The 23,796-nt window shown below is 40.3% G+C and carries 23 protein-coding genes; 10 read left to right on the plus strand and 13 right to left on the minus strand.

Annotated elements, in window-relative coordinates; translation table 11 throughout:
* The first annotated feature begins 2 nt into the window (after positions 1-2).
* Both SALWKB2_RS11575 and SALWKB2_RS03190 read left to right on the plus strand, forming a co-directional pair.
* Positions 3-932 (plus strand): formate dehydrogenase accessory protein FdhE, encoded by a 930-nt coding sequence (locus SALWKB2_RS11575; protein WP_025330242.1) that lies wholly within the window; start codon positions 3-5, stop codon positions 930-932.
* An 88-nt stretch (positions 933-1,020) separates the two neighbouring features.
* Positions 1,021-1,584 carry a hypothetical protein gene (locus SALWKB2_RS03190; RefSeq protein WP_025330243.1) on the plus strand — a complete coding sequence of 188 codons (564 nt, stop codon included), beginning with the start codon at positions 1,021-1,023 and terminating at the stop codon, positions 1,582-1,584.
* On the opposite strand, the gene SALWKB2_RS03195 is transcribed toward SALWKB2_RS03190, so the two are convergent.
* Positions 1,585-2,133, minus strand: a complete 549-nt coding sequence (locus SALWKB2_RS03195; protein WP_025330244.1) for a TetR/AcrR family transcriptional regulator — start codon at positions 2,131-2,133, stop codon at positions 1,585-1,587.
* Positions 2,134-2,257: 124 nt separating this feature from the next.
* On the opposite strand from SALWKB2_RS03195, the gene SALWKB2_RS03200 reads away from it, so the two are divergent.
* Entirely contained in the window at positions 2,258-2,794 is a 537-nt protein-coding gene (locus SALWKB2_RS03200) for an HPP family protein (RefSeq protein WP_025330245.1), read from the plus strand.
* A gap of 266 nt (positions 2,795-3,060) precedes the next feature.
* On the opposite strand, the gene SALWKB2_RS03205 is transcribed toward SALWKB2_RS03200, so the two are convergent.
* Positions 3,061-4,128: a saccharopine dehydrogenase family protein gene (locus SALWKB2_RS03205; RefSeq protein WP_025330246.1), complete on the minus strand. Its 1,068-nt coding sequence runs from the start codon at positions 4,126-4,128 to the stop codon at positions 3,061-3,063.
* An 87-nt stretch (positions 4,129-4,215) separates the two neighbouring features.
* Between SALWKB2_RS03205 and SALWKB2_RS03210 the strand changes: the two genes are divergently transcribed.
* Complete coding sequence (locus tag SALWKB2_RS03210; RefSeq protein ID WP_157785019.1) at positions 4,216-4,785, plus strand: TetR/AcrR family transcriptional regulator; 570 nt, start codon at positions 4,216-4,218, stop codon at positions 4,783-4,785.
* Positions 4,786-4,988: 203 nt separating this feature from the next.
* Here the strand turns inward: SALWKB2_RS03210 and SALWKB2_RS03215 are convergent, their stop codons facing one another.
* The 4 genes from SALWKB2_RS03215 to SALWKB2_RS03230 are packed head-to-tail and all read right to left on the minus strand — an operon-like array spanning position 4,989 to position 7,489.
* Positions 4,989-6,179 carry a molybdopterin molybdotransferase MoeA gene (locus tag SALWKB2_RS03215; RefSeq protein WP_025330248.1) on the minus strand — a complete coding sequence of 397 codons (1,191 nt, stop codon included), beginning with the start codon at positions 6,177-6,179 and terminating at the stop codon, positions 4,989-4,991.
* Positions 6,176-6,787, minus strand: coding sequence for a molybdenum cofactor guanylyltransferase (mobA, locus tag SALWKB2_RS11580; protein WP_025330249.1), 612 nt, complete (start codon positions 6,785-6,787; stop codon positions 6,176-6,178). The genes SALWKB2_RS03215 and mobA overlap by 4 nt, the downstream gene beginning before the upstream one ends.
* Positions 6,778-7,239, minus strand: a complete 462-nt coding sequence (locus SALWKB2_RS03225; protein ID WP_025330250.1) for a molybdenum cofactor biosynthesis protein MoaE — start codon at positions 7,237-7,239, stop codon at positions 6,778-6,780. Before SALWKB2_RS03225 ends, mobA begins: the two co-directional genes overlap by 10 nt.
* Position 7,240: 1 nt before the next feature.
* Positions 7,241-7,489: a MoaD/ThiS family protein gene (locus SALWKB2_RS03230; protein WP_025330251.1), complete on the minus strand. Its 249-nt coding sequence runs from the start codon at positions 7,487-7,489 to the stop codon at positions 7,241-7,243.
* A gap of 187 nt (positions 7,490-7,676) precedes the next feature.
* Between SALWKB2_RS03230 and moaA the strand changes: the two genes are divergently transcribed.
* The gene (moaA, locus tag SALWKB2_RS03235) at positions 7,677-8,651 is read left to right on the plus strand and encodes a GTP 3',8-cyclase MoaA (protein ID WP_025330252.1); all 975 of its coding nucleotides are present in this window, start codon (positions 7,677-7,679) and stop codon (positions 8,649-8,651) included.
* Positions 8,652-8,722: 71 nt separating this feature from the next.
* On the opposite strand, the gene SALWKB2_RS03240 is transcribed toward moaA, so the two are convergent.
* Positions 8,723-10,366: a lactate permease LctP family transporter gene (locus SALWKB2_RS03240; protein WP_025330253.1), complete on the minus strand. Its 1,644-nt coding sequence runs from the start codon at positions 10,364-10,366 to the stop codon at positions 8,723-8,725.
* A 660-nt stretch (positions 10,367-11,026) separates the two neighbouring features.
* Here SALWKB2_RS03240 and SALWKB2_RS03245 point away from each other — a divergent pair.
* The 5 genes from SALWKB2_RS03245 (at position 11,027) to SALWKB2_RS03265 (ending at position 17,304) form a co-directional block, all read left to right on the plus strand.
* Positions 11,027-12,604, plus strand: a complete 1,578-nt coding sequence (locus SALWKB2_RS03245) for an inorganic phosphate transporter (protein WP_025330254.1) — start codon at positions 11,027-11,029, stop codon at positions 12,602-12,604.
* A gap of 176 nt (positions 12,605-12,780) precedes the next feature.
* Positions 12,781-13,926: a polyamine ABC transporter substrate-binding protein gene (locus tag SALWKB2_RS03250; RefSeq protein ID WP_025330255.1), complete on the plus strand. Its 1,146-nt coding sequence runs from the start codon at positions 12,781-12,783 to the stop codon at positions 13,924-13,926.
* 454 nt (positions 13,927-14,380) lie between these two features.
* Positions 14,381-15,133: a 5'/3'-nucleotidase SurE gene (gene surE / locus SALWKB2_RS03255; RefSeq protein WP_025330256.1), complete on the plus strand. Its 753-nt coding sequence runs from the start codon at positions 14,381-14,383 to the stop codon at positions 15,131-15,133.
* Positions 15,127-15,804, plus strand: a complete 678-nt coding sequence (locus SALWKB2_RS03260; protein WP_025330257.1) for a protein-L-isoaspartate(D-aspartate) O-methyltransferase — start codon at positions 15,127-15,129, stop codon at positions 15,802-15,804. Before surE ends, SALWKB2_RS03260 begins: the two co-directional genes overlap by 7 nt.
* Positions 15,805-16,260: 456 nt before the next feature.
* Positions 16,261-17,304 carry a zinc-dependent alcohol dehydrogenase family protein gene (locus SALWKB2_RS03265; protein WP_025330258.1) on the plus strand — a complete coding sequence of 348 codons (1,044 nt, stop codon included), beginning with the start codon at positions 16,261-16,263 and terminating at the stop codon, positions 17,302-17,304.
* 73 nt (positions 17,305-17,377) lie between these two features.
* Here the strand turns inward: SALWKB2_RS03265 and SALWKB2_RS03270 are convergent, their stop codons facing one another.
* The 6 genes from SALWKB2_RS03270 to SALWKB2_RS03295 form a co-directional block, all read right to left on the minus strand.
* On the minus strand, positions 17,378-18,388 hold the full coding sequence (locus tag SALWKB2_RS03270; RefSeq protein WP_025330259.1) for an aldo/keto reductase: 1,011 nt from the start codon (positions 18,386-18,388) through the stop codon (positions 17,378-17,380).
* 191 nt (positions 18,389-18,579) lie between these two features.
* Entirely contained in the window at positions 18,580-19,548 is a 969-nt protein-coding gene (locus SALWKB2_RS03275) for a LysR family transcriptional regulator (protein ID WP_025330260.1), read from the minus strand.
* 540 nt (positions 19,549-20,088) lie between these two features.
* Complete coding sequence (locus SALWKB2_RS12250) at positions 20,089-20,238, minus strand: hypothetical protein (protein WP_158500014.1); 150 nt, start codon at positions 20,236-20,238, stop codon at positions 20,089-20,091.
* 36 nt (positions 20,239-20,274) lie between these two features.
* Positions 20,275-21,474: an MFS transporter gene (locus SALWKB2_RS03285; protein ID WP_025330262.1), complete on the minus strand. Its 1,200-nt coding sequence runs from the start codon at positions 21,472-21,474 to the stop codon at positions 20,275-20,277.
* Positions 21,475-21,743: 269 nt separating this feature from the next.
* Positions 21,744-22,532, minus strand: coding sequence for an ABC transporter permease subunit (locus SALWKB2_RS12690; protein WP_025330263.1), 789 nt, complete (start codon positions 22,530-22,532; stop codon positions 21,744-21,746).
* Positions 22,529-23,473 carry an ABC transporter ATP-binding protein gene (locus SALWKB2_RS03295; RefSeq protein ID WP_051506400.1) on the minus strand — a complete coding sequence of 315 codons (945 nt, stop codon included), beginning with the start codon at positions 23,471-23,473 and terminating at the stop codon, positions 22,529-22,531. Before SALWKB2_RS03295 ends, SALWKB2_RS12690 begins: the two co-directional genes overlap by 4 nt.
* Positions 23,474-23,796: the final 323 nt, after the last annotated feature.

The raw sequence follows: 23,796 nt of genomic DNA on the forward strand, positions 1-23,796 counted from the left end.
ACATGAAAACACAAGTAACACCAGAAACCATACAAGCACAGGAATTTTTTCACATCCCGTTCTGGCAGCAGCCTCCTGTTGATATTTTCAGCCGGCGCGCATTGCGGCTGAATGAATTGGCTGCAGAAGATAATAGTGACTGGCAATCATACTTACAGCTACTGGCTGTTATCAATAATGCTCAGCAAAATTTACTGGAGCAATATGCACAGGAAGCCTGGGTAATTCCTGAGACTGATAAAGATGAAGTTCCGCTTACTCTGGCATTACTGAGTGCCAATAGAGACCTGACAGAGCGTCTGTTTACCGATTTACATGCTTTACTGCAAGCAGATTTGTCACCAACTGCTCAGCAGGTATGGAAAGAGTTATTGCAGCTCGACAGTGAAAGCCGCAACCAGTTATGCCAGCATGCATTTAATCAGCAGCTCGGGATAGCTCAGCAGGATTATCAGGTCTGGGTAAATGCAGTGGTGCAGATTGTTTATACTCATGCAGCGTTAAATCTGGCTGCTACAACGGTAAAACCTCTGTCTGAACCGGGTTTTTGCCCCTGCTGTGGTACTGATGCTGTGGGTTCAGTAATAGTCGGACAGGGTGAACTTGAAGGGTTGCGCTATTTGTGTTGTGGTGTATGCAATAGTCGCTGGCACAGTGTACGGGCACGCTGTAGTTTTTGTGATAATAGCCGTGATCTGGGCGTACACCGGATTGAACAGGTAAAAGAAGGTGTATTGTCTGGTGCAGAGGCGGAATGCTGCCCCAGCTGTCATGCTTACCGTAAACGTTATCGCCTGGCCAGGCAACAATATGCTGATCCGATTGCTGATGATTTGGCCTCTTTAGCTCTGGATATACTGTTGAATGAAGAGGGATGGCAGCGTGGCGGAGCTAATCCGTTTTTACTGATGGGAAAAATACCCAGACATTAAATTAAGCTAAAGCTGTTTGGCTTGAATAAATAATAGGGAGTCAAACAGCTTAAATAAGAAAATCTGATCTAACAGATGGATAATAAAGATGAAAAAAGCGGAGAAGTTTTTTTCCAGAGTAATTGGTTCTTTAATTATCGTATTGGGGATAATCTGTTTAGCTGAAAGTAAAAGCAATCAGCAGCTCTATTATCTTCCTTTGCAAAATAAAGCCAAATATCTTTTATCATTAAATTGTGCACCAAACCAATGCACTACACAGGGGAAGATGATATATAACCATCCGGAAAATATATCTGCTAAATCCATCAGTACACCAATTTATCATTTTCGCTATTATTTCCGGATAGCAGATAAAACCTATATTAATGATGATTTGCGTGTTTTTAGTGAAGGTTTTGGTTTTAACAAAGCCGGATTGCGCTATTTTCCTGCAGGTGGTCTGAATTCAGCTGAATTTTTTTCAGAAGAAATCATTTTTGACCCGGATAATCCAAATATAAATTTACCCGCGACATATGCAAAAGTTCTTCATGAAATTCCCAGCCCTTATGGCTTTTTTGAAGGCTTTTTTATTATTATTGGAGGAATTATTCTTACTCTAATCAGCTATTGGAATAAAATTTTTTTAAAAAGCAGGCTTGATAAATAATTAAAGAAGTATTTCTGATACCCAATTAAAACTATTTTTTATTATTTCATCGTAAAGTAATTTATTATCTTTATAAATAAGACTGATATTACTGAGTCCTTCTAATATCACCATTAATTGATTGGTTATCGCCTCATTTTGTGGGTTTTGCCGGAGTTTATCGCGGATTAAATTTCGAATAAATTCTTTATGCTCCATAACCAGCTCTTTTATTGCATTATCGTTATGGATTTCTTCTCTTGCTCTGACAAATAAGCAGCCATTAAAATCGTCTTGATTGTACCAGTTTAAATGCCATTTAAATATCTGAATAATGGACTGTTGCTGGTCAATATCAGCTATTGCTTCGGTAAGTTCTTGTTTAAATCGCAAGTCTCTTAGTTTTAAAACTTCAAAGATTAAATTGTCTTTATTGCCAAAATGTTTATATAGCGTTGTTTTAGAGCAACCTGACTGGTCTCTTATTTCATCGACTCCTACGTTGCCAAAACCCTTTTGATAAAAGAGTTGTTCTGCTGTATCAGCAATTAATCTGTATGTTTTTTTCATTTATTATCCAAAGTGTTTGATAAGTGGACAGATCTGTACTATTATAAAAATGAACAGATTTGTTCACTTTTGTGCTGGCACTAATTGCTAACACTCAAGCTAATCTTATAGGATATAAAGAATAATGAAACCATTTTTTTTCGGCAAGGAGAAACTGCCACCAAAGCCCACAAATAGTGAATTATTGCAAAGTCTGACCGGTGGTTTCGTAGCTATATTTTTTCTGATCTGGTTTAGTCAGGTCACCGGCTATACTTTAATAATGGCACCATTTGGAGCAAGTTGTGTGCTCTTGTTTGCTGTATCTCAGTCACCACTTGCGCAGCCAAGAAATGTTATTCTGGGACATTTAATTTCAGCTTTTTGCGGGTTACTGTTTTTAAAGCTATTCGGTCATGATGTCATTATTATTGCCTTGGCTGTAGGCATAGCAATTATCGCTATGCAATATTTTCGGGCAGTGCATCCACCAGCCGGTGCTAATCCATTAGTCATTTTATTAACAGCAGATAAAATAGATTATGATTTTACTTTTCTGTTGTTTCCAGTTCTGTCCGGGTCAGTAATATTGGTAGCAATTGCTTATTTAGTTAATAATTTTTTTAATCAAACGCATTGGCCTGTCTATTGGCTGGCACTCTTTAAAGAAAAAGAAAAATAATAATAAACCTATCATGTTGTTATCAGTAAATTGAAAAAACTTTGTGATACTTTTTTGGCGCAGAAAATTGGTCAGAAGATAAGGTAATCCAGTGTATATCAGCTTATGATAAGCTCGTACTATCCGCTGAATCAGCTGTTAAAAAAATCTTAGTTGAAATGATTTATTAATCTTTTCATGTACTGATTAATGAATCATAATCTTTTGTTTAATAAAAATATTTCAGAATTTATTGTCTGAAGACTTTGATAAGCTTCAGATAAATATTAGTCGAAATCGATTTTCACGCCTTCTTTTTTAAGTATATTAGTTGCAATATTCATATCCGGCAGTGTTTCGCCGAAGTAAACCCGATTAGATAATTGCTGAGTGAATATCGAATGTATCTGGTTGAATGCACCAATAGCGGTGAGATGGGACTGACCTTTTGGATCTGTAATGGATAAGATGGATTGAGCTGGCTGGTTGGCCGAATCTGTGCCTGTGATATTGATTAAAATGTGGTGCTCATCACCTTTACCCGGATTGTATAGCAATTTCTGGCGAAATGTTTTAAAACGTTGCGTTGAGATTAAACGCCAGAAGCCGCTATGAATTAATACGTAGAAAAGGCGGTTGGTTATATTGCTGTTAAAACCAATTCGTGTGGATACTGATCTGGCTTGGGTTAACATTGGCAAGATTAACTGATCAGGTGTATCAAAGAGATAAACCCGAAAACGTTTTTTATCTGTAAAGCTGACCAGCCTGCTGTCTGAAAATGGCATACAGCTTTGAGTGTGTCCCTCGGCGATGACTTCAAAAGGAATCAGCATTCTGTCCATATAATCTACAGAATTGATTCCTGAGTTATCTTGCATAGAATAGAGAATATTAATATCTATGCTGTTTATCTGTTTGAATTTAAGTGTGTGCCGGAGTATCAGGCTGGCAGCTACACCAGCCATCCATGTGGAAGAAAATACTATGGGAGCATGCAACTGGTCGAATGTATGGGTATAGGTAATCGCTGTTTTTAATTTATCCGTCCAGCGGGTGATATCAAGATAGGCAATCTGATTTTTGATGGCAAAATGCAGTACGCGGTTATCGGGATCATTGGCCAGGGTTACGATTAATTGGGGCCGGATATTGTCTGGAAGCAGTGGTGCATTGATATCGAATTGTATTGCAGATGCTTTGGATAAGGTACTGGCAAATGCAGTTGCAATATGTATATTGCGCCCGCCAATAATAATATGTACATCCGGATAATATTGATTTAACAGTGCCGCTACTTGTTTGCCTACTACACCATAGCCACCGATTAATAATACTGACAGCTGATTGTTCATGCAGACTTTCTATTTTAGGTTGATTGACCTAAAATAATATACTAAATAATTTATTTTTGGTCAATTGACCTATTTATAAAAATCATGATGGCTAAATTATCTCCAAAAAAAGAACAAATACTGACTACTGCCGCGCGGTTGCTGGCGACACGGGGTGGGGTGAATTTCAGTATGCGGATAGTGGCAGATGAAATGGGAATACGGCTAAGTAATCTGCAATATTATTTTCCTACGCTGGAAAAACTTTTTAGCGCGCTGGTTGAAAATATGCTGCTACTGGTTGAGCGGAAAATAAATCTTGCGCTAAAAAGTGATGCTGAAACGATGAGTGTACTGATAGATATCATTTGCTCAGAGCTTGATGATGTTTACAATTGTCAGTTAATGTGGGAAATCTGGGCACTGTCTGAACGAACAACAGAAGCTCATTATGCTATTGATTTGTTTTATCAGGAATATTTAAAAAAAATAGCTTGTTTCGTTCAATCACAGAATACTGTACTCAATAATGATGAAATACAGCGGCGTGCATTAATCATTGTTAGCTTGCTCGAAGGTGTATGGGTGGTTGCGGGGAAAAACCGCTCGGGTATTGAGTTGGATAAAATTAAGGCAGATTTACTGCATACGATTAATCTGATTATCAGCAGCACCTGATCGCGATGCGCAATATATTTATAAAACAAATTGAGCAGTAATTTAAACTAAATATAGTCGGCCATTTGTAAATTGAAATTCTGCTCAGGTTATCAGATCATTAGGCTAATCAGATAATAAAATCTGAAAAATTTTGATTATATGAAAGCCGGAAAAAGCTCTCTTGCTCTTTCCGGCTTTATTTTTGCTGAATAATTTATTTTTTATATAGGATAAACTGTCAGCCACTGTCCCTGCTGAATATCAGTTTGTGCGGGAATATCGATTAATACCTGTGCATTCACGCAACCGGAAAGCATATGTGAACCCTGTTTATTTAATGGAATAACCTCCGGACCATTATTGGTAAAGCGCAAGGCCCCGCGCAGGAATTCGCGTCGTTTTTGCCGGTTTGGGGTTATGCTGAAAGCAGCTTTGGCCTGATAGCATTCGGGTAGTGCTTGCAGAATATGACGCCCGGCGGCTGTTTGCAGTGCCGGTAGTCCAAGCAGTTTGAAGGTAACAAAGCTGGCTACCGGATTGCCGGGCAGAAGCATGACGCGGCATTCACCGATACAGCCCCAGCCAAAGGGTTTACCCGGTTTTATCGCCAGTTTCCAGTGTTCTATACTGCCTAATTGTTGCAGTGCCGGTTTAACCAGATCACGATCACCTACAGAAGCACCACCGGAAATAATAATGCTGTGGCTGCTGGTGGCGGCTTTGGAAAGGGTTTCGGTGATTATATCGAGATTATCCGGCAGAATACCGCCGTCAATGATTTCAATAAATGTGTAAGTTTGAAGACAGGCCAGCAACATGGGGCGGTTACTATCATATATCTGATGTTGCTGTAACTGGCTATTGCCGCTTATCAGTTCATCACCGGTGGTAAATACGCTTACACGCAGTTTTTGGTAAACCTGTAGTTCACTGAATCCCTGTGAGGCGGCCAGTCCGATTGCCTGAGCATTAAGTAATGCACCTTTTTCCAGTAAAGTTGCCCCTTGTTTCAGCTCTTCGCCCTGACGGCGAATGTTTTCATTGGCAACGGGTGTGCTGGTGCAGCTGAGGGTGAGTCCTTCAACGCAGGTGTTCTCCTGCATAATTACTGCATCAGTATTTACCGGAATTCCGGCACCAGTGTAGATACGCATAGCCTGACCGTGTTGCAGGGTTAGCTGTCGTGTATCTCCTGCTGCGGCTGTATCGGTTAGTTGCCATTCAGAGCAATCGAGTCCGCATATTGCATAGCCGTCCATAGCGCTGTTGTCGAATGCGGGAGAGTCTGTAGTAGCTATAATGCTTTGGGCGAGAATACGCCCGGCAGCCTGATTAAGCGGTACGGTTTCAGTTTCGACTATGCGGCTTGCCTGTTGCAACAGGGCTTCCTGCCCTTGGTAAAAATCCATCATAAGGTTGTTTCTCCGCTGCGCATGCTGGTAAACATTGCGCTGCTGTTATAGTTAGTAAACGGAATATTGTCGGCAAAGGTAACGATAGCATGCCGGTAAGGCAGAATGACGGAGCGGACACTGTGTTTGCCGGTACTGTTAAGCTGTTGCCGGATATGCTGTAAGTGACGACGCCGCATCTGACAAACGACAGGGTGCAGAGTGAAAGAATCTGCGGCGCAAACAATATCAAGTTCAGGTCGGCCGGATAGTTTCTGATACAAACCGGCAATGATATCGGTGTTGAGTAATGGCAGGTCACACGGTACTATTTGCAGATATTCAATAGTTTCCGGTAAATATTGTGCAGCACTGATGATACCGGCAAGTGGTCCCATCCCGCTATAGGCCGGCAGATCAGAATATACGGGGTAGCCGTATTTTTCTATTCGGGCAATATCCCGGTTGGCACTGATAATAATGTGCTCGCTGCAGTGACCAAGCTGATGCAGAATATGTTCCAGCAATGGCTGACCATTTAATGTGAGCAGGGCTTTATTGGCACCACCTACACGGGTACCGAGTCCGCCGGCCAGAATAATCAGCCCGAGCTTTGCATTTATTCCCATGACTGTGTGCGCAGCCGGTCTGTATGTTTCATTTCTACCCAGTGCTGCTGACCATTGGCAAAACATTCTTTTTTCCAGAATGGTGCTTCGGTTTTGAGGTAGTCCATAATAAAATGATTGGCCTGATAAGCATGTTCGCGATGGCCGCTGGCAGTAAGTACCAGTACTATTTGTGCGCCTATTGGTAATTCACCCACACGATGAATGACGCAGGCGTAGGGTAAAGACCAGCGTTCGCTGGCACGGGTGATGATTTTGCTGATTTCATGCTCGGTTACTTCCGGCATATGAGTGAGATACAGATGACTCAGTGGTTGCTGCGGGTTATCGTTGCCGCGCACTTTACCAATAAAACTGACTACAGCTCCGCAATTCGGAGCACTTTGTTCAGCCAGTGCCAGCTCATGATTGAGGTTGAAGTCTTCTGTCTGTATTTGTATGCGTGTCTGCATTTTAACCTCCGGTTACTGGTGGTAGCAGTGCGATGCTGTCTCCGTCTCTAATGGCTGTGTTGCCATGCTGAATAATATTATTTACAGCAATTTTATATACTTTTCCCTCGGCCAGTACCTCGGAGAACGGTATTCCGCGCTGCCGCAGATAGGCAAGCAGGGTATTGCTGTCATCAAAACTACATGCAAGCTCTTCCTGTGCCATACCCAGTTCTTCGGCAAAGCGTGCCAGATAAATAACCGTAATCATGATAAAGACATAGTTAAACCAATAATCGTTTATTATGCCGTGTTTTTTCTTTTTGTGGCAGATAGCTGCTGCCAATGCTATTGGATTTAAGTAATAATTTAGGATAAAATGCCGTTCTTTTCTTAATTATTCCAATCATTTGCCTTATTCTGAAATTTTTTTCTGATAACAGGCTTTTACCTATCTCATGCTGATTGACCGCTTCAACAGACGTATTGATTATTTACGAATTTCGGTAACGGATAAATGTGATTTGCGCTGTACTTATTGTATTCCGCAGGGATTCACAGAGTTTGAAAAACCGGTCAACTGGCTGTCGTTTGCTGAGATTGAGCGTGTTGCCGGCGCATTTGCTCGTATGGGCGTGTCACGTTTCCGTTTAACCGGCGGCGAACCGCTATTACGCAAAAATCTGCCCGATCTGGTCGCGCGGCTGGCGGTATTGCCTGGGGTTTCAGATTTGTCGTTAACCACCAATGGCACGCAACTGGACAGGTTTGCCTATGATTTACGCAAAGCGGGACTAAACCGGCTGAATGTGAGTCTGGATTCACTGCGGCGTGAATGTGTACAGGAGATTTCCGGTAAGGATAGCTTTGATAAGGTAATAAATAGTCTTCAAACGGCACGCGATGCAGGCTTTGAGCAGATTAAAATTAATATGGTGCCACTGCCGGGGGTTAATACCGGTGATATAGAGGATATGGTGGCGTTCTGTATTGCCAATGGCTTTATTCTGCGCCTGATTGAAGTAATGCCGATGGGTGTAAGCGCCCGCGAACTGGATTATTTTAATTTACTGGAACTGATTGAAAATCTGCGCCCGAAATATCAGTTGCATGAAAGTAAACGTGTCTATGGCGGCGGTCCGGCTAAATACTGGGAAAGTGCGGATGGCCGATTTACTTTAGGACTGATTACGCCACGTTCCCAGCATTTCTGTGCCACCTGTAACCGGGTACGTATGTCTGTTGATGGGACATTGTATTTGTGTCTGGGGCAGGAACAGAGTATGGCATTAAAACCTTTATTAATGGCAAATTGTTCTGATGCTTTGCTGGAGCAGGCAATTCAGCAGGCAGTGGATTTAAAACCGGAAAAACATGAATTCAATGAAAAACCGGATAAAATTGTGCGCATTATGGCCAAAACCGGTGGTTAGTATCCTGGTTATTGCAGTTACCGGAAAACAAAAGCCCGCTCAGGAGAGCGGGCTTTTGTTTTAGAAATAAATCAGAACAGGATGAGTGTCCACGGTAACAGATAAGTTTGTACGACGGTAAATAAGCCGGCGATTACACAGAAAAGCAGACTATGACGTACAGTAAAGCGGAACAGATCTGATTCTTTACCAGCCAGACCTACAGCAGCGCAGGCAATGGCAATAGACTGCGGTGAAATCATTTTACCGGTTACACCACCAACTGAGTTAACTGCTACAGCCAGTACCGGATCCATACCTACCTGCATAGCAGTATTAGCCTGCAGGGCGCCAAACAGAGCATTGGCAGAAGTATCTGAACCGGTGAGGAAAACGCCTACCCAGCCAAGGAATGGTGAGAAAAACGGAAATGCTTTGCCGGTATCAGCCAGCGCCAGAGCAAGTGTGGAGGAAAGACCGGAATAATTAACCACGTATGCAAAAGCCAGTACTAATCCGATAGACAGTACCGGATAGCGTAAGTCGTACAGAGTATGTTTGAATGTGTCGACAGCCAGACGTGGTTTTATTTTTAATAGCAATATGGAAATAATGGCAGCCAGCAGTATGGATGTGCCCACTGCTCCTAACAGATTAAGTTTAAATTCGGCTGCGATAGGGGTGTTTTCCGTTACGATAGGTGCGGTTTTAATCACCAGATTATCAAGCCACGGCCATTGAATTTTAATCAGGCTGAATGAGTTAAACCATTCTTGCAGCGGTTTGATTGTCCAGACTGCAACACAAACGGTCAGAATAATGAAAGGTGACCAGGCCAGGGCAATTTGTTTGGCGCAGTATTCTGAAGTACCGCGTTGTTTTTCAGGCTGCTGCATGCCGCTGAACGTAAATATCTGTTTCGGCTGCCAGACCCGAAGAAACAGTGCCAGACACACCATACTAACCAGGGCAGATGTAACATCCGGCAATTCAGGCCCGACAAAATTGGCTGTGATGAACTGGGTAGCGGCAAAAGAAACACCGGAAACCAGTAAAGCAGGCCATGTCTGACGAATACCGCGCATCCCGTCCATGATGAATATCAGATAAAACGGAATAACGACAGACATCATAGGTAACTGCCGGCCAGCAAGCTGGCCGATATGAAACGGATCAATACCTGATACTTGTCCGCCAACCAGAATCGGAATGCCCAGTGCGCCGAATGCTACTGGTGCGGTATCGGCAATCAGACACAGTCCGGCTGCATATAATGGTTTGAAACCAAGACCTACGAGTAGTGCTGCACTGATGGCAACAGGTGCACCAAATCCGGCTGCACCTTCCAGAAAAGAACCAAAGCAAAAACCAATCAGCAGCAATTGCAAACGCTGATCTTTAGTAATGGACAGAATAGATGAGCGAATGATGTCAAACTGTCCGCTTTTAACCGTAAGATTATAGAGAAAAACTGCGGTAATAATAATCCAGGCAATTGGCCACAGACCATAAAAGAAACCATACAAGGCAGAGGACAGGGCGAGAGCGACCGGCATTTTATATGCGGCAACAGCCACGATAATTGACAGAATCAGCGTAATGGCTCCGGCAACGTGGCCTTTCATGCGCAAAACAGTGAGTGCTGCAAAAAAAAATATAATTGGTAAAAGGGCTGCCAGCAATGTGAGATAAATGCTGTTACCTAATGCCGAGTAACTTTGTACCCATTGGTGCATATATTTCTCCTCAATGTATGAGTCTGTGTGTGATAAGTTGATTGGTATGTGCGTTTTTGAAAATGCTGAGTACTATTAATTTTTTAATGCTAACTAATACATAATGCCTTGCAGGCTGTTACTTTAAAAAATAAAAATGTTAACGTCAATGTTTGTATATTATATTTTAATCTTTGTAATTAAGGCCGATGCGGCTGAATAATTCTTTTTTCTGCTCAATCAGAAGATAAATTTAGAATGATAATATATTAATTATTTATTTTGTTTGATTTTAGTATCTGAGAAAGCAGATTATTTTTGATTATTGCCTTGTTTGATCGGGTAATTTATAACTATATTGTTAATTTTATGTATGCTAGTGATAGCAGAGTTTAATTACTGTCTGTATACTGATACAGCAGAATAATAGATGTACAGTAATTGATTACTGTACGGCAAGAATAATATGAATGTTGTGCTGGCGCAGAAATGCAGCTGTTTGTATACCGATTGTCTTTTATCAGCCAAATTTGGGTCATAAGGAGAATTCCGGCATTGGCAATAATATTGTGTTTGTCACAAAGTTGTCATGTTGGTCTTTTACAATAAGTCAGGGTAATTCCTAACATTAGGGAGAAAGCTGTGTCTGCTTCGTCTGCGGCTTCGTCGTCTGGGGCAATTATGTCTGCATCTAGTAAAACCAGTAAAGTAAGTAAAATTTTATTCCTGCTGATACTAATGGGTGGTCTGGCCTATGCCGGCGTTTGTATTTATCATGATTTGCAGGGAATTCCCACTTCTTCATTGTTGGTATATGCCTTATTAACAGTAGCACTTCTGATTGCGCTGGCGTTTGAGTTTGTGAATGGTTTTCATGACACCGCCAATGCAGTGGCCAGTGTTATCTATACACGTTCGCTTAAACCCAATACTGCGGTAATCTGGTCTGGAACGTTCAATTTTCTCGGGGTGATGCTGTCTACCGGTGCCGTGGCTTATGGTGTGATTTCTTTACTGCCGGTGGAGCTGATTCTGCATATGGGCAGTGATGTTGGCTACGCGATGATTTTTGCTTTGCTCTCAGCAGCCATTATCTGGAATCTGAGCACATGGTGGCTCGGTTTACCGGCTTCCAGCTCGCATACTTTGATTGGTTCAATCATCGGTGTAGGGGTGGCTAATCAGCTGATGTCGGCACATCAGGGAACCAGCGGTGTAAGCTGGAATCAGGTAATTAATGTTGGTGAATCGTTATTATTTTCGCCGTTACTTGGTTTTATTCTGGCTGCTTTGCTGTTAATTCTGTCTAAAAAATTATTGCGTATTCCTGCTTTATATAAAGCACCGGAAAATGATATGCCACCACCCTGGCCAATTCGTCTGCTGCTGATTTTTACCTGTACTACAGTAAGTTTTGCCCATGGCTCAAATGACGGACAAAAGGGTATGGGTCTGATTATGCTGATTCTGATTGGTACCGTGCCCATGGCGTATGCTCTTAACCATACTGTACCCAAGGAAGAATGGGCAAAATTTTCAGCCCATTCAGTGGCTGCACAGAAAACTATACATGATTTGCTGCCAGCGGGCTTCGTGTTGCAACAAGGGACAGATGTGCGGGCACAGGTCACGGCTTTAGTGGAAAATAAACAGGGTACGCCGCAACAACTGGACGCACTGGCACAGTTGGTAGAAATTGTGGCGCATGATGTGAGTAAAAGCGACAGTCTGCGTAATTTACCGCCTGAACAGGTAGGTAATATCCGCAACGATATGTATCTGGTGTCTGAATCAATGACCTTGTTGCAAAAAAATGCCCTGGTTCATCAATACAGTCTTAATCCGATACAGATGGACAGTTTAAAGACATATCACACGTCAATTGATCATGCCACTAAGTATATTCCGGTTTGGGTAAAGGTACTGGTTGCACTGGCACTCGGACTGGGTACACTGGTTGGCTGGAAACGGATTGTGGTAACAGTGGGTGAAAAAATTGGCAAAACCCATTTGTCCTATGCACAGGGTGCTTCTGCGGAACTAGTAACGGCGGCGCTGATTTTTGCTGCCGATCGCTTTGGTCTGCCAGTAAGCACTACACATGTACTGACTTCCGGTATAGCCGGTACGATGGCTGCCAATAAAAGTGGTCTGCAAAAATCCACAATTCGTAATCTGGTGATGGCATGGGTACTTACTCTGCCGGTTTCCATTCTGCTGGCCGGAGGCTTATTTTGGTTTTTTCGGATGATTTTCTGAGTATGTATTACTATTTGTGTTCTGAGTGGTTACAAACTCTGTAATAATTTGCCAAATGCTCTTGCATGGTACGGTATTTCACAGTTTAATGTCGGTTTAGTGGTGGCTGTGCTGGTGCACGTCATAGATACTTGCTTCCTCCCGTTATAACGGGGCATACAAATTGGAAATCGTGTATGAAAAAATTACTGGTATTGTCAGCCATCGTAAGCTTGCTGATAGTTGCCTGCTCGGATGCCGGTACAGCAAATAAAGATGCTGCTTCCAATACTTCCAATAACGGAGTCATGAATCCGACTGACCAGCTTAATATCTATAACTGGTCTGACTATGTTGACCCTGATACAGTAAAAAATTTTGAAAAAGAAAATAATATCAAGGTTCGTTACGATTATTATGATAGTAACGAAACATTGGAAGCCAAAATTCTGATTGGTCGTTCCGGCTATGATCTGGTTGTACCATCCATTGCCAATGTCGGTCGGGAAATTAAAGCTGGTGCTTACCGGCCGGTAGATAAAAGCCAGCTGTCCTATTACAATAATATCGACCCGAATCTGTTGAAAATGATGGATAAGGTAGATCCGGGTAATAAATATGCAGTGCCTTATTTCTGGGGTATTAATACTATCGGTATCAATACCGCTATGGTAGAGAAAGCACTTGATGGCAAATTACCGGATAATCTCTGGGATCTGGTATTTAATCCGGAATATACACATAAACTGAAAAATTGCGGTATTTCTCTGTTTGACAGCCCTACAGAGCTGTATCCGCTGGCTTTGCATTATTTAGGTAAAGACCCGAACAGCAGTGAACCGGATGATATCCGTGCTGCAACCAATCTGATTAAATCCGTACGTAATGATGTGAAACGTTTTAGCTCATCAGGCTATATTGATGATATGGCTCGCGGTGATCTGTGTGTGGCTACCGGTTACGGTGGTGATTTAAACATCGCTAAAAAACGTGCTGAGGATGCTAAAAGTGGCGTGCATTTACAGGTGCTGGCACCGAAAGAAGGGGTTGGAATCTGGGTTGATTCGTTTATGATTCCTAAAGATGCCCAGAATGTAGCCAATGCTCTGAAATACATCAATTACACACTCGAACCTAAAGTTGCCGCGAAAAATGGTAATTATGTGACTTTTGCACCTGCCAGTAAACCGGCACGGGCACTGATGAGAAGTGAAATTAGTAGCGATCCCAGCATATTTCCTACTCAGGAAGTACTGGATAAGAGTTTTATCGTATCACCGAAATCACAGGATGCTGTGCGTCTGGCTGTGCGCCTGTTCCAGCAGGTAAAAGCAGGGCAGTAGCTGTTTGATATTCGCGCACGCAGGTTTCAATAAAAAACGAATCGTTCCGGTTCGTTTTTTATTTAGGATGATTAGTTTATCTTGGAGAATCATCGGAACATAACACTCTTTGTAAGGGTGTAGTATGCTTGTAATGGCAGAATCGTTATAGATATTAGCTGTCAGAATATGGGTAAACACTTATAATCAGAGGCTACAGCACCAGTTCTGATTGTTGAAGGTCAGACAAAATTTGAGAGTGAATATCAGCATATTTTCATATAGCAGATAGTAAATCAATGAAATTATCAGTCATTATCGGAAGTAATGGTTTTTTATTCATTTAAAATAAAAGTTTGTTCTGAGATTTACACGCTTAATCTTTAATCTGACTGGCTGCTCACGGTCGGATAAAAAGTGTAAAGGGCAGCAGCGTTAGCAGAATAAAGGTTTTAAAGTTTTAAATGGGATGGTTATGAAAATTTTAATTTGTAATGATGACGGTTATTTATCAGATGGGATTGCTTTACTGGCACAGGTAGCATCTAAATTTGCTGAAATAAGAGTTGTTGCGCCGGAAAGTGATCAGAGCGGCGTAAGCAATTCATTTACTCTGAACCGGCCTCTGTCGATTAAAAAAGCCGCAAACGGATTTTATTATGTTAATGGCACACCAACCGACTGTATCCATGTAGCTATGCATACCATGACTGACTTTAAACCTGATTTGGTTTTGTCCGGTATTAATCATGGTGCCAATATGGGTGATGATGTGCTGTATTCCGGCACAGTGGCTGCGGCTACTGAAGCTTTTCTGATGGGTATACCTGCACTGGCATTTTCAATTAATGATCGCAGCGGTGAGTATTGGGCAACGGCTGAAAAAGCCGTCATGACTATTCTGGAAAAAGTATGTGTACATCCGCCGGTTGAACCGGTTTTATGGAATGTTAATATTCCTGCTGTAAAAGCAGAATCAGTGCAGGGCTATCGTGTGGCTAAACTGGGGCGCCGACACCATGACCAGTGTATTGTGCCGTATAGCAGTCCTCGCGGCGAAACCCTGTATTGGATTGGTGGCGTAGGTGCCGCTGATACCCGCTGGCAGGAAACTGATTTTAGTGATAACGAAGCAGGTTTTATTACCATTACGCCATTATCGCTGGACTTAACTAATTATCAGCAAATGGGTGCAGTCAGTACATTTTTACACGACATACAATGGTGACAGAAGTGGGACAGGGCGTAAGCTGGACCGGATATGAATTCCGGCGTGCACGAATGGTAGAACGGCTGAAACAGATGGGTATTACCCGTGCTGAAGTATTGGCTGCTATGTCTGCTGTGCCACGGCATGTATTCGTTGAAGAAGCTTTGCGCTCTCATGCTTATGATGATATGTCTCTGCCGCTGGGTTTAGGGCAAACTATTTCCCAGCCATATACGGTCGCAGTCATGACGCAGTTATTGTTTGCCAGACGGCCAATACAAAATAATCTGCGGATACTGGAAATCGGTACCGGTTGCGGTTATCAGACAGCTATTTTACAGGCACTGGGTTTACGTGAAATTTACTCAATAGAGCGTTTGCGTCCGTTACATGAGCGTGCCAAACAGAATTTACGTGCAGTACGTTTACTGGCTCATGCACGGCTGGTCTGTGGAGATGGTTATCTGGGTTTGCCGCAGGAAGCACCTTTTGATGGCATTATACTGACAGCTGCGCCGAAAGAGGTGCCTTTGCCTTTATTACAGCAACTTTCAATTGGTGGGCGTATGGTTTTACCTCTGGATGAAGGCGGGGTGCAGTTTTTATGGGTAATCGACAAAACTGCTGAAGGTTTTCAGGAAACCTGTGTGCAACAGACTTTATTTGTACCATTGGTAAATGATAATTAAACCAAAAGCATTCTGTCATTTTATTTTGCCGGTTTACATAACCACTTGAATCCAGGCATAGATACAATGCCTGTCAAACTGACTGATCCCCTTTACTGTCAGAAGAGCCTGAAAGAGTAAACGGGATCACAGTATCAAATAACTGAACACCATTAAATGTATAAAAATAGCTAACGTTATGAAATAACGAATAAATAATATGGGTTATAACCAAACCGGTTGCTACTGTGCATTGCTTGATGAAAAACTCAGTAAATAGCGTAAAATAATCTTGTCTTAATATTTTTTAATGAAAAAAATAATGATAGCAAAGAGTTATTGCTAAACAATACAGAAAAAGCTGGAAAAATTCTTTGGCTCCTTCCGGCTTAATCTGAATAGTACTGATTCACTATGTTATATAAAGTGATTTGGCTGTCAGAAACAGGTAAATCACAGTAATCTGGGAAAATAACTATGAAAGTAGCAGTATTCGTTGAACCCAGAAAAGTAGCTATACGGGAAATGGAAAAGCCGGTTATTCAGAAATCTACTGATGCCATTATTCGCATTGTTCGTGCCTGTGTTTGCGGTTCTGATTTATGGTGGTATCGCGGAATCAGTACCTGTGAGCCGGAACGAATTGTCGGCCATGAAGCTATTGGTGTTGTTGAAGCTACCGGCAGCGCAGTAACTCATGTCCGTAATGGTGATTTTGTTATTGTACCGTTTACGCATGGTTGTGGCCATTGTGCTGCCTGTAAGGCAGGTTTTGATGGTAATTGTCAGAATAAAGAAGATGAGCGCAATGGCGGGTATCAGGGTGAATATCTGCGCTTTACTAATGCAGACTGGGCTTTGGTGAAAATTCCCGGTCAGCCGCAGGATTATTCAGATGCTGTTTTAAATTCGTTACTTACCTTGGCCGATGTTATGGCTACCGGTTATCATGCTGCTGCCAGTGCTGAAGTAAAGCCGGGAGATACGGTAGTGGTGATGGGCGATGGAGCGGTTGGGTTGTGCGCAGTCATCGCGGCGAAACTGCGCGGCGCTGAACGAATTATTGCGATGAGCCGTCATCCTGACCGGGCAAAACTGGCAGAGGAGTTCGGAGCAACTGATATTGTGCCTGAGCGTGGCGATGAAGCGGTAGAAAAAGTATTGTCGCTTACCCGGCAGGCTGGTGCTGATGCAGTATTGGAGTGTGTGGGAACTCAGCAATCACTGCAAACAGCAGTTGCAGTAGCCCGTCCTGGAGCGATTGTTGGTTGTGTTGGTATACAGCATGACACAGAAATTAAAACCAGCGATGTTTTCTGGCGGAATATTGGATTACGCGGCGGTATTGCCAGTGTCACCACTTATGATAAAAATTTATTACTGCAAGCTGTGTTAAATGAAGAAATTCAGCCGGGGAAAGTATTTACCCATCGGTTTGATTTAACCGATATTCAGGCTGCCTATCAGGCTATGGATCAGCGTCAGGCGATTAAATCATTAGTTATTGTCAGCCATGAATAATAGATAACTCCCGCAGCTTAACAAGCTGCGGGAGTTATCTGTATGAACAGCAAAGCTTATTCTACCGGTCTGATCAGAAAATGCCTTTCATACCTTCCGGTGTATAGCGTTCTCCCTGAATATTGATATGATTTTTCAGCTCATTCAATGTCTGAATATCTGCTGTATCCATTTTTAACTGGCAAGCCTGATTATTTTCATTCAGGTATTTTTCACTTTTGGTTCCCGGTATCGGTACAATATGTTCCCATTGAGCAAGCAGCCAGGCCAGTGCGATTTGACCCATAGTGCAATTATATTTAACAGTCATGGGTTCTAATGCCTGAAGCAAACGTTTGTTATGTTCCAGATTATCATCCTGAAAACGGGGGTTGGTACGGCGGAAATCATTTTCAGCCAATTCGTTTTTATTCTGAATTTTACCGGTCAGAAAACCACGCCCGAGAGGTGAGTAGGGTACAAGACCGATATTCAATTCTTTTAGTAATGGCAGCACTGAATCATCTTCTATATGACGTGTCCACAGCGAATATTCTGTTTGCACCACATCAACCGGATGAACTGCATGGGCACGCTGCAAAACAGGGGCAGAAACTTCACATAAACCGACATGGGCTATTTTCCCTGCCTGTACCAGTTCTGCCAGAGTCTGCATCGTATCTTCAATTGCAGCATTAGGATCTAAACGATGAATATAAAATAAATCGATCTGTTCAATGCCGAGTCTGGCCAGAGAGTCATCGCAGCATTGTTTAATATATTCAGGGTGGTTATTAATGCTGCGGTTATAGCCGGAAGTATTGTTTCTATCAATACCGCATTTGGTTGCGATAGTAAGTTGTGCCCGTACTGAAGCAGGCAGAGTTTTCAATACTGCACCGATCAGTTTTTCGTTTTCACCCCGACCATACATATCTGCTGTGTCAATCAGCGTAACACCGCTATCAATAACTTTGTGCATCATTGTGCGGGCATGTGCTGTATCCATATCACCATAAAATTCGCTCAGACCCATTGCTCCATAGCCCATTGCAGATACGGTAATGTTTTGTCCAAGTTTTCGTTGTGGTAAAGAATGGCTCATTATTTTCTATCCTCAGATTAGTTATATCTGAAACGCTTAATCAAATAATGCTTTTATTCGACTGCGGTCAGATAATTGTTAATTACTGATAGTGATAGTAAATAATTAACCTTGCTAAGAGAAATATAAAATCATTGATATAAAAAATATATCAATGATTTGAATTTCACAACCTTCCGGAAATATACATGTCACAATTGGGTATCAACTGTATTATGGTGCTTAAAATACTCAATAATAGTTTGTATCACAGTATTTTCAGCCTGCTGATGCCAGAGCAGATGTATATCGATTGATAGTTGCTGTTCATATTCAGTAGTTAATTTTTTATATACCACTCCCGGGATATGTGCCTGTGCCATAGAAGCCGGAAGTAATAACATGCCTCTGCCCATGGCAATTTCCATCAGCATGGTTAAAAAATTAGGTAATTTCGGTTGTAAAACCAGAGAAGCGGTTAAGTTGCTGATGACTTTTTGCAGTTGATCATACAATCCCGGATTTTGGTAACGTTTACACCAGTACAGAGGTAAGTCTGTTACCGTATTTAAATTTATTTCTTCCTGTGAACAGGCAGGGTGGTTTTCAGGTAAGGCTAGTACCAGTTTTTCCTGATAAACTAATAAACTATTTGCCTGATCATTATTTTTTTTATAATCTGAAATAATAATCAGATCAATATTGCTTTTATTAAATTCAGCCAATAGCTCTTTTGAAGAATAGTCCTGCTGCAAAAGATCGATGTTTGGCTGGAATTTGCTAATAAATTCGCTGAATAGCGGAATAAAATTAAAACCCAGAATTTTAGTTATGCCAACAGTTATTCTGTCTGTCGAATAATTATTAACATTGGTTATGGCCAGAGATAAGCCTTCCAGCCAGTTTCTGGCTTTGTCTCTGAATTGTCTTCCCTGTTCTGTAAGCATTACATAACGGGTATTACGTACTAATAAAGTAGTTTGCAGCTTTTCTTCCAGCTCTTTGATTTGCATCGATAACGGGGGCTGACTAATACCCAGTCTGCTGGCAGCCTTGCGAAAATTGCCTTCTTCACATACTGCCAGAAAATATTGCAATTGTCGGACTGTTGGCAGATGCCGGCTGTAAATGGCTGAGTTATCGAGATTATGTTCTGTCTGAGCAGGTAATTGATTATACATATTTCCCCTAATTCATTGTTGTGCATCCGTTCGCAATTAAACTGTATAAGCGACAATATTTTCGTCAATCAGACTGGAAAAGCACATCATGCGAATGTTTAATGGAAATGATTTAAAAAAATCAAATCTAAAATTAAATTATCTGCAGGTAATTATTGATATCGTCGGGAATCATAACAGAAAAGATATAGTTAATGTTAGTATGAAAGTCAACGAGAAAATATTAATTAAATCTATAAAAACTAATAATGAGAGAAATAATACCAAATAATCTGGTGTAACAATCGTATGGGAAACTAAATATATGGTTTACAGATATCGGCTAAGCTAATTATCAATTATGCATTGGCTGGATCAGCAGAAAACAGATATTGTTGAAAATAAGTTGTATCAGTTTCACTTATGAATTCGTTTAGCTATTTTATTTAATGGCAGAATCCCAAAGATTGTCTGCACATCTGTATTTAAGTGTTTATGTATGATGTCAAAGAAAATCTTTTTTTCACCGTTGGTGTTTACTTTGATTATTGAATTATTTGACTAATCTGTTACATACATAAGCTCTGCGCTATCAAAGGCAATTGCTATCGGAGCATTGAGCTTGTAGGTGATCATCTTAAATTTGTCATACTTAATCACCAATAAATCAGCAAAACATAAATATCGAGGATGGTAATAATCTTTTTTCATAACGAGTTTCCTTATTAATAAATTCCTGTATTTTTATTATTTATGATTATTGTTAATAAGTTGAATACCAACTAACGCTAAGATTAGATTTAACGTTGATAACAGAACACAAATGGCTATTACTCCATTCCAGGTCATGTTTTGATAAACTATACCTAATAGATAAGTGCCAATACTGCCTCCTGCCAAACACGAGAGTAAATATAAAGACGAAATCGCACCGCGCGAATTAATTGGCACAATTTTATTAAGCATGGCTATAACTAATGGCTGAATGCCAAATACAAATAAAAATAAAGCAAAAATTTCGAATCCGATAATATATATTGCTGAGCTATAACCAATAGTCAGAACCGATATACATACAGCTAGCAAACAGATGATTAAGAGAGACCGTTCTTTGATAATCTGTGATAATTTACCAGTAGTTATGGTGCCAATAACCGCACTCAGACCGGCAAAATTAAGCCAGCCTAAAGTTGTTGCAGACAAATAAAAAGGTGAACTTTTCAAATAAAAAGTAAGTAATGAAGATAATCCTAAATAAACAAAAAATAGTAAAAAGCCGACTAATAAAAAAATAACTACCGTTTTATCAAGTAATAATTTAATTGCCGCTAGATAAGTACCCCGTACACTATTAGTTGAAGGTTGGATTATTGAGCGTTTTATACCGTAAGGGACAAAAAGACATGTTGCGGTTATCAAACCTGCATAAATAATAAATGCAACTTGCCAGGACCAAAGATCGGTCAGCATTGCGACTATACTTCGACTAAAAATCATGCCCACAATAGAAGCTGAAATCATCATTCCCATTGCTTGGGGTAATTTATGGTTAGGCGTGTTTTTAGCTGTATAAGCGAATAATGCCGCAGGAACAGCAGCGGCAAAAAAACCGATTAATGACATGGTGACCAAATACAACGTAAAAGAATCAACAATCACCGATAAAAATAAACAACAAACAGTTCCAATACTACCGACCAAAACTAACAACTTTGTCGAAACTTTGTTCGAAAGCGGGCCATAAATAAAAAAAGAAATGGCATAAAAAAAGCAAGATAAGCTGAATACATTTCTCGCTGCTAAAATATCAATATGATAGCTTTGAGAGATCTCTTGGAAAATAAGTTGGCTGATATAAACCGACCCGACTAACAGCAAGATTAATAATGCTGATAACATTAAATTCGGTTTTGTCTGTACAAAATTTTCTTTAGACTTTGCTTCCATGAACAAAATCCTGATTAGCGAGTGATTGAGTTCAAGACAGGTTAACTAACAAAATAAGAATTGAGAAATATATAATTTGTTATACGAAATTCGTATTGTAGAAAAAACAAGATAAACCAATGCAAAAAGCAAAGACCTCAATCATACTAATCTGATTGAGGTTGATAAATTGCAAAATAGCATAAAGGTCAGACTGAAAATGTCAGTTAAATTACTGAATTATTAAATAATATTTTGAAGCCTGACCTTTAAAATTTTAGTGTTGACAGTTAGTTGGATAATGAAATATCACGCCGTCTGAATATCAATGTGGCTATCAGGAAAAAAATCAATGCATAAACAATATTGGCTGCCAAGATAATAAAAAATTCACTCTGGACAGACTGATCAACTGTTTTAGAAATTAACTCAATCAAATAGCTGTTTACATTTAATGGGCTTAATTTGTATATCCATCCGTCTTCAGGTAAATCAAGGTAGTAAAAGTTGATTATTCTCCACAGACCACTAGCAAAGAAATAATACACAATACAGCTACCGGTTATGAGTGCACTGCTGTTAAATACAGAAGAAAGCATCAGAGCAAAAGCAGTAAAAAATATTGTAATGGCTAATATGAATATGCCGTGTATTCCAGTGTACTTTAATATGATGCTAATTTCCGGCATTTGGTGAATTGTCAGTATATGTAATAATAGGGAAATGATTACAGATATAATCAGAAACACAGGCATTAATATAGTAATCGCTGCAAGTTTAGCCAGTAATATTTTGTAGCGCTGATAAGGACGGGTCAGAATAAATTTAACTGTTCCTTTGGATATTTCAGAACTTAGAATATTAGATGCATAAATAATAGAGATAAAATTAATAAATTTGTAACAAATAGTGATACTAAATAAAAAGACGCGGTCACTATCATCTTTAGAAATTGGATGTGATGTATGAGTTATAGTGCTGAAATAAATAATTAATATCAATAATAATATTATGGGTATGATAATGATATTTCGGTTTTTTTTAAGGTATTTACGCCATTCATTAATTAGTAATTTCATTTGTTGGCCTTTTGTTGATTATCGTTTTTTATGCTTTGCAGAAAAGAATCTTCCAGAGAGTAATGAGTCAGCTTCAAACCAATTAAGGGAATATCATGTTGAACAAGAAGTCTGGCAATTTCTGCACGCGGATCGTGGTCAGTTGAATCAGTTGCAATTTCAAGATTATTGAGCTGACGGGTAACCTGATACCCGTTGTTTAGCAGAATTTTTTCTGCCGGTGCTAAATCTCCGTCTACTTCGATATGAATAATGTTATTGGATTTACCCAGAAAATCACTCATTGTTCCCGCATAGACCTGTCTGCCCTGATTAACGATAAAAATATCATTAACAATTTCCTGAAGTTCGGAAAGCAGGTGGCTGGAAATAATAATGCTGTTTCCATGCTGAACAAAATTTTTCATCAATGTACGAAAATCTTTCATTCCTTCAGGATCAAGGCCATTCATGGGTTCATCCAGAATTAATACTTTAGGCTGATGAATAGTTGCGTTTGCGACGCCTAATCTTTGGCGCATACCCAGAGAATAGCCTTTGACTTTTTGGTGTTCTGCACCTTCAAGCCCGGTTCTGGTTAATGTTTGCATTAAATCATCTTTACTGATTGACTGACGGCTCATATCAGCAAAGATTTGCAGATTATTAAAACCGGACATGTAATTATAGAATTCCGGATTTTCAATGATGGTACCAAGATTAAAAGCTGCTTTTTCAAAGTCTTTTTGTATATTGTGCCCACAGATTTTTATGTCTCCGGAAGTAGGAAACATCAGACCTGTGAGTATTTTCAGCATAGTGGTTTTGCCGGCACCATTGGGGCCTAAAAAGCCCATAATCCGACCGGGTGCAATCTTGAAAGAAATGTTATCCAGAATCTTCCTGTTTTTAATTTTTTTGCTAACATTTTTAACTTCAATGAGATAATTGATTTTTCCCACTCTAAACCTTTCTTGTTCAGGGAGTTAAATTTATTGATTTTGTCGATGTTATATGAGTAAAGCAATACCTGTCTTTATGGTATACGGAATTTTTATTTTCCTTATTTATAATAATGTATTATACATAATTTAACAATATTAAAATGTCTGGTTTATTGGTGGTTTATTCAGCTGGACATGCTGAATATAAGTTGAGTGTTGCTTTTGAATCTTTTTTATATAATGAATCAGATAAATAGCTAAGCAGAAAAAATCTGACTGAAATAATTTTTGCTGTAATCGAAATTATCTACCAGAAAAATTCTGGGAATGATGTATAAATG

It is taken from the genome of Snodgrassella alvi wkB2, assembly GCF_000600005.1.
GTDB classification, from domain to species: Bacteria; Pseudomonadota; Gammaproteobacteria; order Burkholderiales; family Neisseriaceae; genus Snodgrassella; species Snodgrassella alvi.

What these genes read in the sequence shown, in the direction of transcription:
- SALWKB2_RS11575 (WP_025330242.1), top strand. Translation starts at nt 3, where the DNA reads ATGAAAACACAAGTAACACCAGAAACCATACAAGCACAGGAATTTTTT.
- SALWKB2_RS03190 (WP_025330243.1), top strand. Translation starts at nt 1,021, where the DNA reads ATGAAAAAAGCGGAGAAGTTTTTTTCCAGAGTAATTGGTTCTTTAATT.
- SALWKB2_RS03195 (WP_025330244.1), bottom strand. Translation starts at nt 2,133, where the DNA reads ATGAAAAAAACATACAGATTAATTGCTGATACAGCAGAACAACTCTTT.
- SALWKB2_RS03200 (WP_025330245.1), top strand. Translation starts at nt 2,258, where the DNA reads ATGAAACCATTTTTTTTCGGCAAGGAGAAACTGCCACCAAAGCCCACA.
- SALWKB2_RS03205 (WP_025330246.1), bottom strand. Translation starts at nt 4,128, where the DNA reads ATGAACAATCAGCTGTCAGTATTATTAATCGGTGGCTATGGTGTAGTA.
- SALWKB2_RS03210 (WP_157785019.1), top strand. Translation starts at nt 4,216, where the DNA reads ATGGCTAAATTATCTCCAAAAAAAGAACAAATACTGACTACTGCCGCG.
- SALWKB2_RS03215 (WP_025330248.1), bottom strand. Translation starts at nt 6,179, where the DNA reads ATGATGGATTTTTACCAAGGGCAGGAAGCCCTGTTGCAACAGGCAAGC.
- mobA (WP_025330249.1), bottom strand. Translation starts at nt 6,787, where the DNA reads ATGGGAATAAATGCAAAGCTCGGGCTGATTATTCTGGCCGGCGGACTC.
- SALWKB2_RS03225 (WP_025330250.1), bottom strand. Translation starts at nt 7,239, where the DNA reads ATGCAGACACGCATACAAATACAGACAGAAGACTTCAACCTCAATCAT.
- SALWKB2_RS03230 (WP_025330251.1), bottom strand. Translation starts at nt 7,489, where the DNA reads ATGATTACGGTTATTTATCTGGCACGCTTTGCCGAAGAACTGGGTATG.
- moaA (WP_025330252.1), top strand. Translation starts at nt 7,677, where the DNA reads ATGCTGATTGACCGCTTCAACAGACGTATTGATTATTTACGAATTTCG.
- SALWKB2_RS03240 (WP_025330253.1), bottom strand. Translation starts at nt 10,366, where the DNA reads ATGCACCAATGGGTACAAAGTTACTCGGCATTAGGTAACAGCATTTAT.
- SALWKB2_RS03245 (WP_025330254.1), top strand. Translation starts at nt 11,027, where the DNA reads ATGTCTGCATCTAGTAAAACCAGTAAAGTAAGTAAAATTTTATTCCTG.
- SALWKB2_RS03250 (WP_025330255.1), top strand. Translation starts at nt 12,781, where the DNA reads ATGAAAAAATTACTGGTATTGTCAGCCATCGTAAGCTTGCTGATAGTT.
- surE (WP_025330256.1), top strand. Translation starts at nt 14,381, where the DNA reads ATGAAAATTTTAATTTGTAATGATGACGGTTATTTATCAGATGGGATT.
- SALWKB2_RS03260 (WP_025330257.1), top strand. Translation starts at nt 15,127, where the DNA reads ATGGTGACAGAAGTGGGACAGGGCGTAAGCTGGACCGGATATGAATTC.
- SALWKB2_RS03265 (WP_025330258.1), top strand. Translation starts at nt 16,261, where the DNA reads ATGAAAGTAGCAGTATTCGTTGAACCCAGAAAAGTAGCTATACGGGAA.
- SALWKB2_RS03270 (WP_025330259.1), bottom strand. Translation starts at nt 18,388, where the DNA reads ATGAGCCATTCTTTACCACAACGAAAACTTGGACAAAACATTACCGTA.
- SALWKB2_RS03275 (WP_025330260.1), bottom strand. Translation starts at nt 19,548, where the DNA reads ATGTATAATCAATTACCTGCTCAGACAGAACATAATCTCGATAACTCA.
- SALWKB2_RS12250 (WP_158500014.1), bottom strand. Translation starts at nt 20,238, where the DNA reads ATGAAAAAAGATTATTACCATCCTCGATATTTATGTTTTGCTGATTTA.
- SALWKB2_RS03285 (WP_025330262.1), bottom strand. Translation starts at nt 21,474, where the DNA reads ATGGAAGCAAAGTCTAAAGAAAATTTTGTACAGACAAAACCGAATTTA.
- SALWKB2_RS12690 (WP_025330263.1), bottom strand. Translation starts at nt 22,532, where the DNA reads ATGAAATTACTAATTAATGAATGGCGTAAATACCTTAAAAAAAACCGA.